An 18,706-nucleotide genomic window follows, 5' to 3' on the forward strand; every position below is an offset into this window, starting at 1 on the left:
AACTATTGGCAAGGGTTTTTGCTGTAGTGAACAGAGGGGTACCATATGTTGATACAATGGGATATGCCGCTTAAGACAATAGAGAAAATTTATGATAAAAAATTTGCTAAAGTCATAGGATACGAAATGCTAATAAAAACTAGAACTCCAATTGGTCTTCGACTGCGCTCAGACTGACATTACGGCCTTAACTTAATGACATTGAGCCTAAGCTATGGAAATGAGGAGTAAAGTGATAAAACGAATTAATGAATGTGTTTGAATTGCGTATTTTAATTCATAATTGGTATTATAAGGCCTTAGATGTGATTTTGTAGGATTTATAGTTTAATTTAAATAAGTAAATACGTTTAAAAATCTCCTTATTTTTCCTCGTTTTTCTGTAAAAATAAAGGATGTTAGACGAACGGATGCACTTTAACGTATTTATAATTAGTTAGTTGTTACGTGTTTCTTTTTTTAATATAATTGTTTACTCTTTAATAACCCCTAATTAAATTTATAATGAAAAAATCTACTCTAACCTTTATTTTGTATTGTTTTATTTCTATTACTTATGCTCAAATTGGTATTGGTACTACCGTACCGGATATTTCATCAATTTTGGACATAGAAAGTGCAAATAAAGGTCTCCTGATTCCAAGACTTAGTAATGCCCAGAAAAATAATATTATTAACCCGGCAACAGGATTAATGGTTTATGATACATCTAATAAGTGTACTTCTGTAAACATAGGAACTCCAATGGCCCCTAATTGGGAGTGTTTAAATAAGTCAGACAATGCAACAATTCCTAGTGTTATTGTATCCAATACGTCTCTATATCTTAATACTTCAAATGACAACCAATGGCTTGATGTGCCAGGTTTAGAAGCTACGTTTACAATTTTGGAAAGTGAAATGATAAAAATAGATTGGACATTATTCTCTGGTCAAAATGATTCGTCGACCGATTCGGGTTTTGCACAAATGTTTACCATTCTTAATATTAATGGGGTTAATGATGTAGAATCATCTAATTACTTACCAATGATTCATAATCCTGGAGGTGATTATTATAGACTTTTAATGAATAATTCCTCATTTACACATGCTATTAGGCTTAATGCAGGTACTTATACTGTGAAAGTAAAAGTATATGCGGCTAGTTTTTTGGGGTCTACCAGTGAGGTACGTATAGGGGCTCATATTAATAACTGGGCAGGAACTGGTAATATGATTAATGATGAAAAAATAAACGCAGCAGCAAACAAGCTATTAATTTCTTTTCTATAATACTTACTAAGATAATAAAAAGGACCTATTTGAAAAGTAAACATGAGGCTGAGCCTTTCGGTTCCTAAAATCAATTAGACAGCCATAAATGTTTTGAAAAACTGAAAATCCTAATGGTTTTATATAAAATCATTAGGATTAAATTATAGGGTTCCTGTGAATAACATTACTTCTGAAAGTATCTAAACAAAAGCCGAAGCATACCACTATGGCCCAACCTCGAGCCTGTCTGCCGACGAGGTAGGGATAGTTCGCTTCAAGAAATTCTTTAATTTCTATGTTTGTGATTCAGAAGTTACCTTTTGAACAATAGGAACAGCGTTATCTAGTTCGTCTTTATTTACAAAAACTTCCTGAAATCCCGGAACGATACCCCCACCAAAACCGGCCAAGCGAGCAGATTCGGTAGTATCTTTAACAATGGCATTAATATTAATGGCTTCTAACTCATTAATAATGCGTTGAACAATTATAAAATCCCCAGTAAATATTTTTATATAATTTGAATCTGACATAGTTATAGGTTTAATGAGTGCGTGTCTATTAAAGATACAAAATTTTAATGATATAAAACACAAGGAACTGTTGGGGCATGTTTTGAAACTGTTTTAAGTATGAATACCACATAAAATAAACCCATTTTATGTTATATATAGTAAGAATTTAAATCTTTTTTTTGTAGATATTAATGATCTATTTTTATAAATAAATACATCTATAATCATTACTAATTTTCTTTATTTTATTGTAAGATAAATAAGTTATTTTATGTAAAACATAATAGTTTAACGTATTTGTAATCAGTTAGTTGTAGGTTATTTTATTTTTGTGTATAATTGCCGTGCCCTAATTAAAATCTAAAATGAAAAAAACTACTCTAACCTATTTTTTGTTGTGTTTTGTTTCCATTGCCTATACTCAAGTTGGTATTGGGACAATAGCACCAAGTAATTTATCAGTATCTAATATAGATAGTGATCATGTAACCACTCCTAATGATCATGTAGCCACACCAACCGTGATTATTTCTAGTACTTCTTTAGAAATTAACGCATCAAATAAAAATAAATGGCTTAATGTACCAGATTTGACTGCTACGTTTACAATTTCAGAAAAGGACATTGTAAAAATAGATTGGACGTTGTTTGCTGGTCAGGCTAATTCTTCATCCGCTTCGGGTTTTGCACAAATGCTCACTATTCTTGAAGTTAATGGTGTTAATGATGCTACATCTTCTAATTATTTACCAATGCTTTATAGTCCAGGAGGAAGTCATGGATTTTTAATGAACACTTCTAAGTTTTCCCATGCTATTAATCTTGATGCAGGAATTTATACTGTTCGAGTGAAAGTTTTGGTAGTTTCATTCTCAGGATCTACAAATAAAGTAGAAATTGGTTCTTATACCAATAATTGGACAGAAACAGATAGTTTGACAGCGCAAGAGAAGTTAAATGCTGCAGCAAATAAGTTAATAATTACTTTTTAGTATTATACGTGAATCATGTTTAATAGCGGCATGGTCGCTAGAAGATAAATTCAGATAAGACTAATGGGTGTTATAGGTGTTTTAGAGACAAAATAGTCCATCATAAATAATAACAACCTACTCTCTTTCTCTCAAAAACAGGAATTCAATTTCCTTTTTAATTTGTTGTATTAAAATGATGACTAATATTTAAAACTGTACTCTAAAATACAAACCGGAATTGTTCCTCCTTTTTAAAAGGAAGGAACAATTCTATTTTATAGACATTTAGGAAGGATGTATAAATAGCTCGAGTGTGCAATTTCATTTATAGCTAAATCAATATAAAACAACATGAATCTTCAGAGTAAAAAACCGAATTTCTTCGTTAAAAATACTCGCCGTAACTAGGCTTGCCTACGCTTTTTGCCTTGAACTTCAATTTTTTATATCTAAATATTCTATGCCATTTTATATCCACTTAGCTATAACATGACATACCTATCAAAGCGCTCTATTTATCTTGATCTAAAATAGCTGTTATTCGGTCATAGAGAATAAAAGCTGTTAAAACACGCCAGTGACTCCAATTTTGTTTCCTGTAAAATGGAGTTTCCAGGAAACATGGTTCTTTTCCTTGACGGTATCGTTATAGGCTTTTGTATTGAATAGAAACTTATCTATAGAGTCCACAACAGCAATACTTATTACCGTTCCTAGGGCAACATCTGTAAGCCAGTGTGCACCTGTGAACAATCTTGAAATAGGAATTACCGAACCTAATGTATATATACCAACTTTAGACCATGTATTGTCAAACTGTTTAGCAAGCGCATGCGTCATGGTCATCGATAAAATAGTATGTCCGGATGGAAATGAATGAAATTGGGGTTCGTTTGACCAAAACCTGAATTCTGTACTTTTATGGCCGTTTTTGGGACGGGTTCTACCGAAAGCAGTTTTACTCAGGCTTTGTATAACTCCCGTGGTAAATGAAGATGAAATAATTAACACACTTGTTTTTCTAATCTTTTCACTTTTGGTCAATAAACCAATACCATATAATCCGGCATTTGCAATAAAATAAACCTGCGGGCTTCCAAACCTGGTACCAGTTTCCTGAAATACATTTGGAACCTTAGCTTCTTGACGAATAAAAAAACTACTACTTTCATCATCTATGGTAGAAAGCCCTAAAAGCCCGAGACCGATAGCTCCAAAAGTTGTAAAATCTTTCTTTTTCCAATGAAGGGGCCTGGTAAAAGAATGCTTAACACTTAAGAGGGTTTGCTTAAGATCATAGCCTGCTAATTGCATTACAGAAGCGGTGTCTTTAACTTTTTTCAAGTGTATTTTCTGTGCGCTCAATTTAAAGGAGGCAAAGAAGCATATAGCAGTTAGAAAAAAAACTTTTTGCCATGTCATAATATTATCGCAACTCTGCTCCAAGTTGCTTTTCGAAGTTTGCTTGTAGCTTATTCATTATTTTATCTATTTGTTTATCGGTAAGCGTTTTATTTTCGTCTTGCAGCGTAAAACTAACCGCATAGCTCTTTTTGCCTTTAGGTAAGTTTTTCCCTTGATAAACATCAAATAGATTGACATTTTTTAATAATTGTTTTTCACTTTGTTTGGCTATTTTATAAATAGATTCAAAAGTAATTTTATCATCTAGCAATAAAGCAAAATCACGACGTACTTCCGGATATTTATGAATCGCTTTAAATTTAATCTTGTTATGCTTCACTAAATCTAGAACAGCATCCCAATTAAAATTTGCAAATAATACGTCTTGAGAAATATCAAAATGCCTAAGTATTGGTTTTTTTATTAATCCGAAGTCAACTAATTTGGTTTTTCCCTGGCTAAATTCCAGACCTTCACTAAAAAAGTCATTTTTAACAGGCGTTTCATTAAACCTCGAGATCCCCAAACGTTGTAATATAGCAATAATGTATCCTTTAATTAAAAAGAAGTCACTTTTTTTATTGGCATTATGCCAGTTTTCAGATGTTTGATTGCCGGTTACAAAAAGTGATAAATGTTTAAACTCCTCCCTTTTGCTACCAAAATCATGATATGTTTTACCATATTCGAACAACTTTAAATCTGCACGTTTTCTATTGATGTTAAATGATATAGCTTCTAGGCCAGAAAACAATAGGGATTGTCTTAAAACAGACAAGTCGCTACTTAAGGCATTTAGGATACTAACATTGTGTTCTTCCTTTAATTGTTCGCTTAAAGCTGTGTAGGCTGGAGTTGTTAATGAATTAGAAAGGATTTCGTAAAAGCCTTGTGAGACTAATTGATTTCCTACAGTGTTCTGTATTTTATAATCTTCAAACTTTGATGTTCCCGAAATAGAAGCGTTTAATTTTTTTGTCGTATTGATATTGTTGTATCCATAAACACGCAATATTTCTTCAATGATATCAGCTTCTCTTTGCACATCGTTTCTGTAAGCAGGTACCGTTAAACCCAAACCAGCTTCGGTTACATTGTTTACTTTAATATCCAATGATGTTAAAATACGTTTAATAACTTCTTTTGGAATTTCTTCTCCAATGAGTTTTTTTGCATTTTCGAAGCTTAATCGAACCTCGAAATCTTTAATTTTATTAGGGTAGAGATCAATGAGATCACTGGTAATTTCCCCGCCTGCTATTTCCTGGATCAATAAGGCAGCACGTTTTAGTGCATATTCTGTAATATTGGGATCGATACCACGTTCAAATCTAAAAGAGGCATCTGTATTTACCCCGTGTCTTTTAGCAGACTTGCGTATACTAATAGGGTTAAAATAAGCGCTTTCTAAAAAGATACTGGTTGTAGCTTCTGTTACTCCTGAGTCAATACCTCCAAAAACACCAGCAATACACATTGGTTTTTCGGCGTCACAGATCATTAAGTCGTCTTCGTGTAATTCACGCTCTACACCATCTAAGGTTGTAAACTTTGTTCCTGCAGCTAGCGTTTTTACTTCAACTTTATTACCTGAGATCTTTACGGCATCAAAAGCATGTAGAGGCTGTCCCAAATCATGTAGTACATAGTTTGTGGCATCAACAATATTATTAATTGGGCTTAAACCAATAGCCTTTAAGCGGTGCTGTAACCACGAAGGGGACTCTTTAACTTTTAATCCAGATATAGTGACACCACAGTAACGAGGTGCTAAATCTTTATTTTTTACATCTACATCAATTTTCAGGGTGCGATTATCTATACGAAATGCGCTTACAGATGGTGTGATGAGCTCTAAATTGATATCTTTTTGAATTAAGCCAGCTTTTAGGTCACGAGCTGTACCTAAATGGCTCATAGCATCTGCTCTGTTGGGGGTTAGTCCAATTTCAAATACGATATCATTTTCTATATCAAAAAGATCAACAGCTGGCGTTCCCTCTTTAATGGCAGCATCTAAGACCATGATGCCATCATGGGATTTTCCTAGGCCCAACTCATCTTCAGCACAAATCATTCCATGGCTTTCTTCACCACGTATCTTGCCCTTTTTTATAGTCCAAGCTTCACCTTCTTCAGTATACAAAGTCGTTCCAATAGTAGCAACAGGTACTTTTTGCCCAACACTTACATTCGGGGCTCCACAAACTATTTGCAAAGGGGTCTCAGTCCCTATGTCTACTGTAGTTATTTTTAACTTATCTGCATTTGGGTGTTTAACACAGGTCAAAACTTTTCCCACAAGAATACCTTCCAGTCCGCCTTTAACAGATTGATAGGCTTCAACACCTTCAACTTCAAGCCCTAAATCCGTAAGTAATTCACTAGTCTGTTCTGGTGTCCACTCCGTTTTTAAAAACTGCTTTAACCAATTGTAAGAAATTTTCATAAAAAATCCGCTGTTTTAAGAGTGCAAAGATAAAATATTGAAGCTAGCATTCAAACATTGCTTGTAATTTGTGAAGGTAAAAAGTATAAATATTATCTTTTATTTGTTAGTATTATGTTGTTATTTCGAATAATGTAATTCAAACAATCTTTTATGAAACATATTGCCATAACGCTATTGGTTCTTTTTGTGATAGCTTGTAAACAAGATATTAAAATAAATAAGCTCAAAAAAGGAACATATCGTGGGTTGTTAAAAGTTAATGAAGCTACCGATTTACCATTTAGTTTTAAGGTGATTTCAGAAAACAAAATACATATTTTAAATGCTGAAGAGGTTATTGAAGTTGATGATGTTAGCTATAAATATGACTCGGTATTTATAAAAATGCCGGTTTTTGAAGGCTATTTGGTTGCTAAAATCGAAAACAATGCGCTAGTAGGACGTTTTGTAAAAAAAGGTTTGAATAGGGTCATGGGGTTTTCTGCCGAAAAAAGTATGATTCGATTTGATAGATCGGAAAGTGCTAAACATGATATTTCCGGCCATTGGGAAACGGTTTTTAGCCCGGATTCTGATACCAATAAATATATGGCAAAAGGAACTTTTAGTCACAAAGGAAATATAGTTACGGGAACTTTTAGAACGACTACAGGCGATTATCGTTATTTGGAAGGCGTTTTGGATGGAGATCAACTTAAGTTATCAACTTTCGATGGTGCGCATGCCTTTTTGTTCATAGCTATGGTCACCGATAGCTCTATGGTTGGCACCTTTTATTCTGGAAACCATTTTCAAGAACCATTTGTAGCCAAGCGCAATGATACTTATGAATTACCAGATGCGAATACTCTTACTTTCCTAAAAGAAGGCTATGATAAAGTTGAATTTTCATTTCCTGATGAAACAGGAACAATGGTTTCTTTAAACGACGCACGTTTTAATAATAAGGTCGTTTTGGTGCAAATTATGGGAACCTGGTGCCCAAATTGTTTAGATGAAAGTAAGTTTTATTCAGAATTTTATAAAAACAATCGAGATAAAGATATAGAAATAGTGGCTTTGGCTTTTGAGTATGTAAAAACAGAAGACGTTGCTTTTAACAATATAAAGCGTTTAAAAGATAAAACGGGTATTACTTATCCTATTTTATTGGCACAATATGGTTCTTCCAGTAAGGTTAGGGCACAAGAAAAGTTACCTATGCTTAACCATGTGCTGTCTTATCCAACCACTATCTTTATTGATAAAAAAGGAAAAGTTAGAAAAATCCACACTGGGTTTAATGGGCCGGCTACCAAAGAAAAGTACGTGGCATTTAAAAAGGGGTTTAAAACTTTTGTTGATGTGTTGTTGGAGGAATGATCCGTGACTTCCATTTTTAGTGTTTGATATATGCAGGGTATTTCAATTCTTATAATTTATAGCGTTAAAATATTGAGGCAATAAAATGAGTAATTAGTTTTAGTAGGTAAAGTAATACAATATAAATATATAAGCTGTATATTATTACAAAACACTGTATTTTATCGATAAAATTTGCATTTCATAGGTTGTGATTGTACGTTTGATTTATCTAACTAAATAGCAATCATTTAACATGAAAAATTTTCACATTATATTTTGGCTCTTCTTTTTGCTGACTCATAGTATAAATGCCCAACTGGAAGAAGAAATGGTAACACAAAATGAATGGTTGAAGCATTGGACGGATTTTGAGCCGAATTTAGCCGATATAAACGAGCCCACAGAGATATTAACAGGCGAAATTACCGAAGACCTTCAACTTTATAAAAGAGAAACTTATTTATTGTTAGGGCCTGTTTTTGTAAAAGAAGGTGTTACACTTACTATAGAGCCAGGGACGATAATAATTGGGGATTACGATACAAAAGGATCTTTAGCCATCGCTAAAGGAGCAAGTCTAATTGCAGATGGTTTAAAAACAGATCCTATCGTTTTTACGTCTAATAGAAGTGTTAAAAAAGCTGGAGATTGGGGAGGCATCATTTTATTGGGCGATGCACCTTTAAATAAATTTGGAAGAGGATCTGTTTCTTCTTTTTATTCAGAATTAGATCCGAAGTTTTATAAAAACACAAATTATGGAGGTGAAAATACTAAAAGTAATTCTGGTATTTTGAGATTTGTAAGGATAGAATATGCAGGTAAAAAAGAATACACAGCAGATGGTAGTTTTAGTGGTTTATTATTAGCAGGTGTAGGCAATGAAACCATTATAGAAAATGTGATGGTAAGTTTTTCTGCAGGAGACGCCTTTAAAGTTTGGGGAGGAACCGTCAATTTAAAGAATATGGTTTCCTATAGGTCTGCTGGAAATGATTTTAGCTTTAATTTTGGTACTCAATCCCATTTAACCAATTCATTGGCTATTAGATTCCCTTATACGTCCAATAGTAGAGGTGCAAGATGTTTAGATATAAGGTCTTTTGATAAGAAAGAAAATGTTGATTTTTCTAAAAAGGGTACAAGTTTAGTTGCTGAAAATTTAGATTTAATTAATAATAGCAAGGATTTAGAATTTGATATTCAATCAGGGTTGATAAAAGAAAGTGTTTATGTGGGGCAAAATACTATGTTTAGCCTGAATAAAAGTACAGTTTCTGGTTTCAAACCAGCAATTATGTTAAAAAATGAAATCCTAGATAATCAAGAAAATTTAGAAAAAATTAAAATTACAGAGATACATTTCAAGGATTGTGTGGGATATGTATGGTCAAATGATACGGCTAATAACAAAGCTTTGGAAAATTGGTATACTAATAAAGAATTTTTAAATATGTTCTCTACAGGGAATCGTGCAAAAGTATTTATTGCCGATGCCAAAAAAGCAGAAAAGGAGAATAAAATAGCCAAAAGTAAAATAACGGTAAATAAAAATCTTGTGTACCCCTTTGAACTTATTGACAAAGCACCCGCATTTTCGGGATGCGAAAAAGTGGCAGAAGGAGAATCTAAAAAATGTTTTCAAAAGAAAATAGAGTCCCATATAACCCAAAATTTTAAATATCCAGAAGCAGCACTGAACAATAATATAGAGGGACGTGTATTTGTTATGTTTAATGTAGATACTAATGGACATGTTGTCAATATCCGATCAAGAGGTCCGGATAAAAGTTTGGAAGAAGAAGCAGAACGTATAATTAAAATGTTACCAAAAATGCAACCTGCTATGAAACTAGGGCAAACAGTTAAGGTGTCTTATGGCATTCCTATTGGTTTTAAAAAAACATTTTAGTTCATATCCTTTTTATAGATTATCCAGTATCACATTATAATCATACCGCAAATCTTCGTGTAAATTTGAGATGATTTTTTTAGAAAGTAGGATCTGTCGTTTATAGATATTATGTAGTTGGACACTTCCGTTAATACTGGGCGAAAAATCTTTTAGTTTCTGGCAAAAGTAGAGAAGAAGAGCTACTTCGGTTTCTTTGTTTTGTGAATAACGAACATATTTCTTTATGTTTCTTAAAATTTTCCGAACACTTTTTCTAATATAAAAATAGCTGTCCCTATTAATCAATTCAAACGCTTCGTCTATATAACCCTTTACACTTTCAATATACCCGGATTCATTATGGGATTCAAATAGAAGATAGGTTAAAAGCTCTTTGTTTTCTTTTTTAAATCTTGATAAACGAAGGCAGAGCTCTTGGATCTCTGATGTTGACAGCGTATTTAGTTCTTGTTTGATTTCTCTTAATGTAACAGCTTTCATTTTAGTTTCCTTTTAATAGGTTAATGCTTACTGTTGCTAATTCGTTATCGGGAAATGTTGTAAAATAGTTGGAATCTGGATATAGGCCAGCTTCCATAGCAACTTTATTAAAAATATCGACTTCCAAAATAAATTGGTCGCTATAGCCATGAGTGGCATCATAGGCTGTGGCTGCTGTTTTTCCTAAATTGTTGGCTGTCAATTTGGGGGCTATAGTATGCAATTCTATAATTAATAGACCGAAACGCTCTACATAGCCTTTCCATTTTTGTAAATGTTCCAATAAAGAGCTTTCTACTAAATTGTTACTGATTCGCTGACCTTGGTGACTATAAGCTCCTGTCGAATCGCTTAGGCGTTCTGTAAGCCGCTTTGGTGTTTCCCATATACGATTGTGGTCTAAAAAAGTCCTAACGTTCAATAGATCCTTTAAATCTATATTATAGTCTTCTTTTAAATCCTTAGCCAATAAATCGGGTCTGCCTATATTGCCCCAAATGACCTTTGCCCAAATATCTGCTTTAATTAAGTTGCTTCTTGTCACTTTTAAGGCCGCTTGATTAAAATCGGCACCAACAAGCAATAATGGGTATTCATCAAGCATTTTGCCTCTTAGGGTTTTGTATTCGATGACGTCAAAAACATGTTGGATAAAAGCACCATTACCACAGCCCATGTCTAAAATCCCTTTTGGTTGCTCGTCAATAGGTTTGTTGAATAGCTCGATAATGATATCATCTATTATTTTAAAGTAAGTAGCATGTGCACCACCACTTCCCCAAACATTCATTTCTCTATCTACATGTTTTTCTTTTTCGTCCGGTGCGTTTGTTTTTAATACTAAAGGGTTTCCAAAAATAAGTTCGTCTAATGTCGTAAATGTTGGTAAATATGAAATGGTAACGCCGTATGCACTGGCTCGTTTTGCAAAAAAAAGCCCTTTATCAGTAAACTGGTAGGTGTCTTTTTTTTTGGAGAACCAACCTAAATAAGCAAAAAAATCAAGTATTTTTTTAAAGCTTTCAGGGTCTTTATGATATTCCTGGGCTCTAAAGGAGGCTTCCATAAAGTATTTATGAAACAGGCCTTTAAGCCCCAGTAAAACAATTATGGGAGCCGCAATAACGCCTTCTATATGTTTTAGGACTTGGTATTCAATGGTGTTTTCTTTAACTGGAGGAAGACCAAAGCTTTGTTTATACTTTACAAATACTTTCTCTAGGGCATTAAATGCATCTGCTCCAATACCTTCTTCCGTAAATTTGACAGAGTAACTCAACAAGTTTACAGCATCCGCATATATTGGCACTAATTTAAATGCTTTTTCACTTTTGGCATTCGTCTCATAATAAACGGTGTTATTGGTATTGTTAATAGTCATGTTTAACCAACCTTGAGAGGATAATACACGCAAACCAACATTTAGATAGCCTTCATTTGCATTAAATTCTTTAGATAAGTTTTCAATGCTCGATTTTTTATTGTTCAGCAAATATTGTAAGACACCATTTTTGTAAAGCGAATAGGCGGTGGTTGCTGTGGCAATACCATCTAGATGCCTAAAAATGGTACCTCGAAATTGCTCTTTATCTAATTTTGTTAACATACGATAATCGGTTTGTTATATAATACCAATTATGAATTAAAATACGCAATTCAAACTCATTCATTAATTTGTTTTATCACTTTGCTCATCATTTCCATAGCTTAGGCTATGCAAATAACACGTAGCAGGCAAAAACAAATAAGCAATGTCGTTTTCTGTAGCTCATTTTAATTCATAATTGGTATAAGATACTCATTTAAACTTTTAAAATGGGATAAAAAATTATCCTTTTGTACCTATTTTTCACCTTTTTTATTCCGTAGCGGTGCTATAAATGACTTTTAAATATAAAAAGAAAAACCTTTCCAAATGGATTAGGAAAGGCTTTTAAAAAAGATTTTATTATTGATTGTCCGTAATTTGTCATAAACCTAAAAATATATTGATTTTGTCATCCCGAGGCAACGAGGGATCTCATTGATTATCGACAGATTCTTCACTTCGTTCTGAATGACAAAAATATCATTATGCATGATTACGGACATTCAGATTTTATTTTTGTTTATCGTAATTTAGGAAAATCAGAAGGGTTTAATTCGTGCATGACCTCATAAACAGCTTCAAAAATATCTTCTGCAGAAGGTTTTGAGAAATAATCACCATCATTTCCGTATGCGGGCCTGTGTGCTTTCGCAGTAAGTGTTTTTGGTTGACTGTCAAGATATTGATAGGCGTTTTGAGTATTTAATATTTCGTTTAAAATATATGCCGAAGCACCGCCAGGAACATCTTCATCAATGATCATTACCCGATTTGTCTTGGCAATACTTTTTACGATATCATGATTTAGGTCGAAAGGTAGTAAGGATTGTACGTCTATCACTTCTGCATCAATACCAATGGCCAACAGGTCTTTTGCAGTTTGCTCTACAATACGTAATGTCGACCCATAAGAAACCAATGTGATGTCTGTACCTACTTTAACGGTTTCAACAACTCCAATAGGTGTTTTTATAGTACTTAAGTTGTTTGGCATTTTTTCTTTTAGCCTATAACCGTTAAGGCATTCTATAACTATGGCAGGATCGTCACCTTGTAAAAGTGTATTGTAAAAACCAGCGGCTTTGGTCATACTTCTTGGTACCAGAATGTGCACACCTCTAACTAAATTTAAAATACCGCCCATTTGAGAGCCAGAGTGCCAGATACCTTCAAGTCTGTGTCCTCTGGTTCTTATTATTAAAGGCGCTTTTTGTTTGCCTTTTGTTCTGTAGTGCACTGTTGCTAAATCATCACTAATAATTTGCAGTGCATATAGAATATAATCAAGGTATTGAATTTCTGCAATAGGCCTCAATCCTCGTAATGACATGCCTATGCCTTGTCCAATTATAGTGGCTTCCCTTATGCCTGTATCTGCTACACGTAATTCGCCATGTTTTTCTTGCAAGCCCTCTAAACCTTGATTTACATCACCAATATTACCTGTATCTTCTCCAAAAACAAGTGCTTCGGGGTAGTTACTGAAAATGGCATCAAAATTATCACGTAAAATGATACGTGCATCAACTTGAACGGCATCGTTATCGTATGTCGGTTTGACTTCTTTTACATGAATATTCGATCTGCTGGTTTCGGAATATAAATGCGAGCTAAAATCGGGCTGTACCTTTTCGAAGATGGTGTTAATCCAATCACTAAGCTGTTGCTTTTCTTTAGATGTTTCACCTATAACGTACCTTAAAGCTTTTCTTGCGCTTGATAGAATGTCCTTTCTGGACGCTTCATCTATATGCGTTAAGTCCTCTTTAATTTTAGTAATAAAGACTTTGTTAGGACTAGATGATGCTACTTGTGTTAATATAGAAATGAGCTCTTGTTTCTCTTTTAAAATAGGTTTTAAATAGGTGTTCCATGCTTTCTTTTTGGCTTCTCGAACATCCCTTTTAATGGTTCTTTCAATTTCTGTAAGCGTTTCATTTGTGGCTATCCCACTTTCTATAATCCATTCACGCATTTTTAAGATGCAATCGTGTTGAACCTCCCATTCTAAACGCTCTGCGCTTTTATATCTTTCATGGGATCCGGAAGTTGAATGACCTTGTGGTTGTGTTAACTCTTGTACATGAATGAGTACTGGTACATGCTCATTTCTAGCAATATTAGAAGCTTCTTGGTAAATTTCTATAAGGTTGGCATAATCCCAGCCCTTAACGCGTAGTATTTCGTAGCCTTTTTGTTCTTTATTTCGCTGAAATCCTTTTAAAATTTCAGAGATATTTTCTTTAGTGGTTTGATGTTTTGCATGTACAGAGATGCCGTATTCGTCGTCCCAAACACTAACAACCATAGGTACTTGTAAAACGCCTGCTGCATTAATGGTTTCAAAAAACAAACCTTCACTAGTACTTGCATTTCCTATAGTACCCCAAGCAACTTCATTCCCGTTAATAGAGAAATTCGTCGTGTTAATATTGTCAACATTTCTGAATATCTTTGAAGCTTGCGCTAAGCCAAGCAAGCGAGGCATTTGCCCAGCCGTGGGAGAGATGTCTGCACTTGAGTTATATTGTTTTGTGAGATCCTTCCATTTTCCGTCTTCACTTAAACTATGTGTCACAAAATGACCGCCCATTTGGCGACCGGCCGACATCGGTTCTAATTCTAAATTGGTATTGGCATATAGCCCTGCAAAAAATTGTTCCGTAGTTAATTCACCGATAGCCATCATGAATGTTTGGTCCCTATAATAACCAGATCTCCAATCACCTTTTTGAAAGGCTTTGGCCATAGCTAACTGTGGCACTTCTTTACCATCTCCAAAAATCCCAAATTTTGCTTTACCAGTTAATACTTCGCGTCTGCCAAGTAGACTGCATTCACGACTTTTAATAGCTATTTTGAAATCGTTTAGTACTTCTGCTTTAAAATCATCAAATGATATGTCGGTCTTCAAATTTGGAATAGTTTGCATTTAGCTGTGCTTTTTGCTCGTGCAAAAGTAGTTAAAATTTGTGATTTTTGCAATTATATCGGTATCTAAATTTTTGAAGTATTATTAAAAATAACCAAAAAAAAAGAATTAAAATAATGATTACGCAATAAAAACGAATATATACTGATTATTCGACAACATATTAATACCATCTTCTTCTAAATAGACCTAAAAGTACTTGTGGGTCTACGGTAAATTTAAATCTGATTTTTTCATCATAATTTGGTTGTCCTATTTCCCAACCGAGGTTAGAATATACGGGAAAATAAATTTCAAAATAATCAGTAACTAAGTTTACTCTTACGCCAGAGTCATATACAAAATGTGGCGCGTTGAACTTATTTTTAACAAACCCAATATCACCATAAGCCAACACATATTTCCATAGTGTCGTACTGGCGTTAAATGTGGTGATCCATTGGTTTGCAAAAGGTGTTTCTAGTTTAGACTTAAACCCGCCTTCGGTATCTATATATTGTTGGCTGAAGATTCCTGAAGCTTCGGAACGCCCTAGGTAAGGAAGGTCAAACAGGTAATCTGTGGGCCTATCTAATGCAAAACTGAAATAATCTGAGGTTATGTCTGTTTTATTTTTTAAAAAAGCACCAGCGAACATGCGTAAGTTTAATTGTCTATTACTTTGAAACAGTTGTCTATATTCATAGTTAAAGGACATTTTGCTGAACTTTTCTCCAATTTGAAAATCGACATGCCATTTATTGAAATTTATGAGATTATCATTTGAGTTTCGATAGCGAATATTGAAAAGTTTATAATTTGGTCTAAAAGTGGGAGAGATATTAAGGACGTCTTCATCTCTTTTAATATCTAAATATCTAAACTTTAATGTTTGTATTTTGTTTGAGCGTAAATCGTCATTTCTTCTAAACAACAATGTTACTGAAGGTTTTATTTGCCTAACAAATAAGTCTTCGGCATAGGATGTATAGCTTCCAACAATGCCATAATTGATAGCAAATAGGTCGTTGTCGAAATAATGGGTTTTTGATAAAGCAGCTGAGCCGGTTAGGGCTCTTGACTTAAAAGCGTACGATGGTTCAATTTTGTATTTAAAAAGCTTTCTTAAAATGGTTGTGTTATAGGCCCGCATGCCTAAGGTGAACCCGTCGTAAATATTATTGAATTCTGCAATAGGCATGAGGAACACCTGGTTGTAATGAGGGTCTTCTACATCTTTAAAAAGTCTAAACTGTAATGGTTTGTTGTTAAAGAAAAAACCTTTTAATGATTTCCAATTGTCTCTCAAATTGATTTCTGGAACTATTTTTTCGTAATTTAAAACAAGTTTATCTGCATGGTTTCTAGGTATTGTGAGCGTTTTGCTTTCTGTAATATTTTCTATCCATGTTTTAGAGATAATACTATCATTATTTAAAGTATATAAAGAAATAGGCATGCTATTATCTCGTTTGTTTTTAATGGTTAGGGTTATGGAGTCTTCGGTTTTAATGACCTTTCTTATTTTGAAATCTATTTTTTTCCGAGTTGTTAGGTAATCTTCAAAAAACCAGTCAATGTTTTTGTTTGTTTTGGATTTTAAATAGGTTTCAAAGTCTTTGGTCGTAATTTGTTTTAATTTATTGTCAGATAAAAAAGATGTTATACTCGTTTCCAATATTTGGCTGTTTATAAAATCATCTAAATACTTAAGTCCGATACCTGCTTTGTATTTGTTGGCAATATTAGTGTTAAACTTCAGTAAAGAGTCTTTTTGCATGGTAAGCGGTTGGTCTCTATTTGTTCTTGCAGCAGACATGGCAGCTAGTGTATATTTATCATTGAACTTCATATCTGCAATATGAAAAGATTTAACGCCCCAAAAGTTGGCTAAAGCACCAAGAAATTTCATGTTAGGGTAGTATTCATTAACATAATTTATTAGATAATAAATTTGTATACCATCTAACAGCCACTGTTCTTTTCTTGGATTTACGAGCAAGGTATTTTCTAAATAATTGCGTAATGCTATTTTTAATAATTTAAGCTCGTATTGAAAATGGGTCGGGTAGGTTTTTATAAATTTCGGTAAAAAATTCACGCCATAAACAGGGTCTTTTTCGTTGTCGATTTCTGTTAATAAGAGCCTTTTGTGTGGATATTCTCCAAAGTTTTTTAAAATAAACTTGGTTACTTTTTCTGTGATTAAAACTTTCTCTATAACTTCTAATCCTTCATCACTTATATTGGAAACTATAGAGAAATCCCCAGATCGTATGGTATTAAAATTTGAACCCTTATTTAAAAATAACTTATTGTTATTTCTGTTTTTTCCCTCTAGTTTAACAATTTGTTTATTAGGTAGTTGTATTTGTTCACTTAAATCTAATTCTGAAGTTAAGGTATAGTTGTGTGGATGCTCGATTTCCAGTGTGATATCTGATTTAGGAATGAATAAATCATCTAAATTCTTATTGCTGTAATATTGCCATTCCCCATCATATACAGCAGGTGTTATGTACCAATATCTTAAATTTAAATTGCCAGAATCTGTGATACCATAACTTGTGAATTTTGCATTTGGGATTTGAACAGTATACTCTAAATAAATTCTATAAGTGCCATTTGGTTTTAAGGGCGTATTTAATTCAACTTTAACAATATCGGCTTGGTCTTTTAATTGCTGAAATACTAAATCTTTATTATTCTGTTTAATGGAAGTAATAACAGAATATCCTCTATCCTTACTTTTTGCTAAATGAAAATCATTTTTGTATTCATCTGCAATTCGTATGGCTAATGGTGTTTTTTTTGTTGAGTAACTATTGCTCCAGTTATTTAAATAAATAACTTGTAATTCATCTTCTGTTGTATTTTGATACTGAATAGTTTGGGATATTTTGATTTGTTTATTTTCAATATCAAAAACCGCCTTTATATCAATCTTATTTTGACTGAAAGCTGTAAAGCATATTAAGGTAAAAAAGAAGTAATTAAAAAGACGTAATTTCAATTTATTATAAAACATTTAAAGGTTAATAATTCATGCAAGGCACTGCAATATAACAAAATAAGGCGATTTAAAACTTCACCAATATTGATATGTCTAAAACATTTTAGGCATAAAAGATACGGTCTTTAGAAGTTAGGGCTTAAACCGGATTCTTTATAGAAAGCATCAAGAACAGCTATAACTTCGTCTTTGGTATCTACCAAATGAACTAAATCCAAGTCTTTTGCACTTATGTTTAAAAAAGAATCCAGTAAGGTCTTTTTGATCCAGTCTATCAAGCCTTCCCAAAAATCCGTACCTACAAGGATAATTGGGAATTTCCCTATTTTATGTGTTTGTATAAGGGTTATGGCTTCAAACAGTTCATCTAAAGTGCCAAAGCCTCCCGGCATCACTACAAACCCTTGGGAATATTTAACAAACATGACCTTACGGACAAAGAAATAGTCGAAATCCAAACTTTTATCTTGGTCTATATATGGGTTGTCATGCTGTTCAAAGGGTAAATCAATATTTAAACCTACAGAGGTGCCACCACCTAGGTGGGCTCCTTTATTTCCAGCTTCCATAATTCCCGGGCCACCACCGGTAATAACACCGTACCCTGCTTCTACAATTCCTTTTGCTATTTTTTCTGCCAGCTTATAGTATCTGTCCTCTGGTTTAGTCCTGGCCGATCCAAAAATAGATACACAGGGTCCTATTTTGCTCATTTTCTCAAATCCGTTAACAAATTCCCCCATTATTTTAAAAATAGCCCAAGAATCGTTTGTTTTTATTTCATTCCATCCTTTGTGATGTTGTTCTTTTCTCATAATATATACAAGTTTATTTATGCGTTTATCTGTTTGCC

12 protein-coding genes are annotated in these 18,706 nt (G+C 33.5%); 4 read left to right on the forward strand and 8 right to left on the reverse strand.

Annotation, left to right across the window (positions count from 1 at the left end; all coding sequences use genetic code 11):
• The first annotated feature begins 504 nt into the window (after nt 1-504).
• Nucleotides 505-1,275: a hypothetical protein gene (locus PQO00_RS06400; RefSeq protein WP_274184003.1), complete on the forward strand. Its 771-nt coding sequence runs from the start codon at nt 505-507 to the stop codon at nt 1,273-1,275.
• A gap of 275 nt (nt 1,276-1,550) precedes the next feature.
• Here the strand turns inward: PQO00_RS06400 and PQO00_RS06405 are convergent, their stop codons facing one another.
• Complete coding sequence (locus PQO00_RS06405; RefSeq protein WP_274184004.1) at nt 1,551-1,790, reverse strand: DUF2007 domain-containing protein; 240 nt, start codon at nt 1,788-1,790, stop codon at nt 1,551-1,553.
• Nucleotides 1,791-2,137: 347 nt separating this feature from the next.
• Here PQO00_RS06405 and PQO00_RS06410 point away from each other — a divergent pair, with 347 nt between their 5' ends.
• Nucleotides 2,138-2,764: a hypothetical protein gene (locus PQO00_RS06410; RefSeq protein ID WP_274184005.1), complete on the forward strand. Its 627-nt coding sequence runs from the start codon at nt 2,138-2,140 to the stop codon at nt 2,762-2,764.
• A 546-nt stretch (nt 2,765-3,310) separates the two neighbouring features.
• Here PQO00_RS06410 and PQO00_RS06415 read toward each other — a convergent pair.
• Nucleotides 3,311-4,090, reverse strand: coding sequence for a phosphatase PAP2 family protein (locus tag PQO00_RS06415; protein ID WP_274184006.1), 780 nt, complete (start codon nt 4,088-4,090; stop codon nt 3,311-3,313).
• 82 nt (nt 4,091-4,172) lie between these two features.
• Complete coding sequence (gene pheT / locus PQO00_RS06420) at nt 4,173-6,599, reverse strand: phenylalanine--tRNA ligase subunit beta (protein ID WP_274184007.1); 2,427 nt, start codon at nt 6,597-6,599, stop codon at nt 4,173-4,175.
• A 153-nt stretch (nt 6,600-6,752) separates the two neighbouring features.
• Here pheT and PQO00_RS06425 point away from each other — a divergent pair, with 153 nt between their 5' ends.
• Together PQO00_RS06425 and PQO00_RS06430 are read left to right on the forward strand one after the other, a co-directional pair.
• Nucleotides 6,753-7,964 carry a redoxin family protein gene (locus tag PQO00_RS06425; RefSeq protein WP_274184008.1) on the forward strand — a complete coding sequence of 404 codons (1,212 nt, stop codon included), beginning with the start codon at nt 6,753-6,755 and terminating at the stop codon, nt 7,962-7,964.
• 235 nt (nt 7,965-8,199) lie between these two features.
• Nucleotides 8,200-9,858: an energy transducer TonB gene (locus tag PQO00_RS06430; RefSeq protein ID WP_274184009.1), complete on the forward strand. Its 1,659-nt coding sequence runs from the start codon at nt 8,200-8,202 to the stop codon at nt 9,856-9,858.
• 12 nt (nt 9,859-9,870) lie between these two features.
• Here the strand turns inward: PQO00_RS06430 and PQO00_RS06435 are convergent, their stop codons facing one another.
• The 5 genes from PQO00_RS06435 to PQO00_RS06455 form a co-directional block, all read right to left on the reverse strand.
• Complete coding sequence (locus PQO00_RS06435) at nt 9,871-10,341, reverse strand: hypothetical protein (RefSeq protein WP_274184010.1); 471 nt, start codon at nt 10,339-10,341, stop codon at nt 9,871-9,873.
• 1 nt (nt 10,342) lies between these two features.
• Nucleotides 10,343-11,947, reverse strand: a complete 1,605-nt coding sequence (locus tag PQO00_RS06440) for a class I SAM-dependent methyltransferase (protein ID WP_274184011.1) — start codon at nt 11,945-11,947, stop codon at nt 10,343-10,345.
• Nucleotides 11,948-12,449: 502 nt separating this feature from the next.
• On the reverse strand, nt 12,450-14,861 hold the full coding sequence (locus PQO00_RS06445) for a thiamine pyrophosphate-dependent enzyme (RefSeq protein ID WP_274184012.1): 2,412 nt from the start codon (nt 14,859-14,861) through the stop codon (nt 12,450-12,452).
• A gap of 163 nt (nt 14,862-15,024) precedes the next feature.
• Entirely contained in the window at nt 15,025-17,853 is a 2,829-nt protein-coding gene (locus tag PQO00_RS06450) for a metalloprotease (protein WP_274184013.1), read from the reverse strand.
• A 125-nt stretch (nt 17,854-17,978) separates the two neighbouring features.
• A complete protein-coding gene (locus tag PQO00_RS06455; RefSeq protein ID WP_274184014.1) occupies nt 17,979-18,668 on the reverse strand; it encodes a TIGR00730 family Rossman fold protein in 690 nt (229 codons plus the stop codon).
• Between the last annotated feature and the right edge of the window lie 38 nt (nt 18,669-18,706).

Source organism: Flavivirga sp. 57AJ16 (assembly GCF_028736925.1).
Classification (GTDB): Bacteria; Bacteroidota; Bacteroidia; order Flavobacteriales; family Flavobacteriaceae; genus Flavivirga.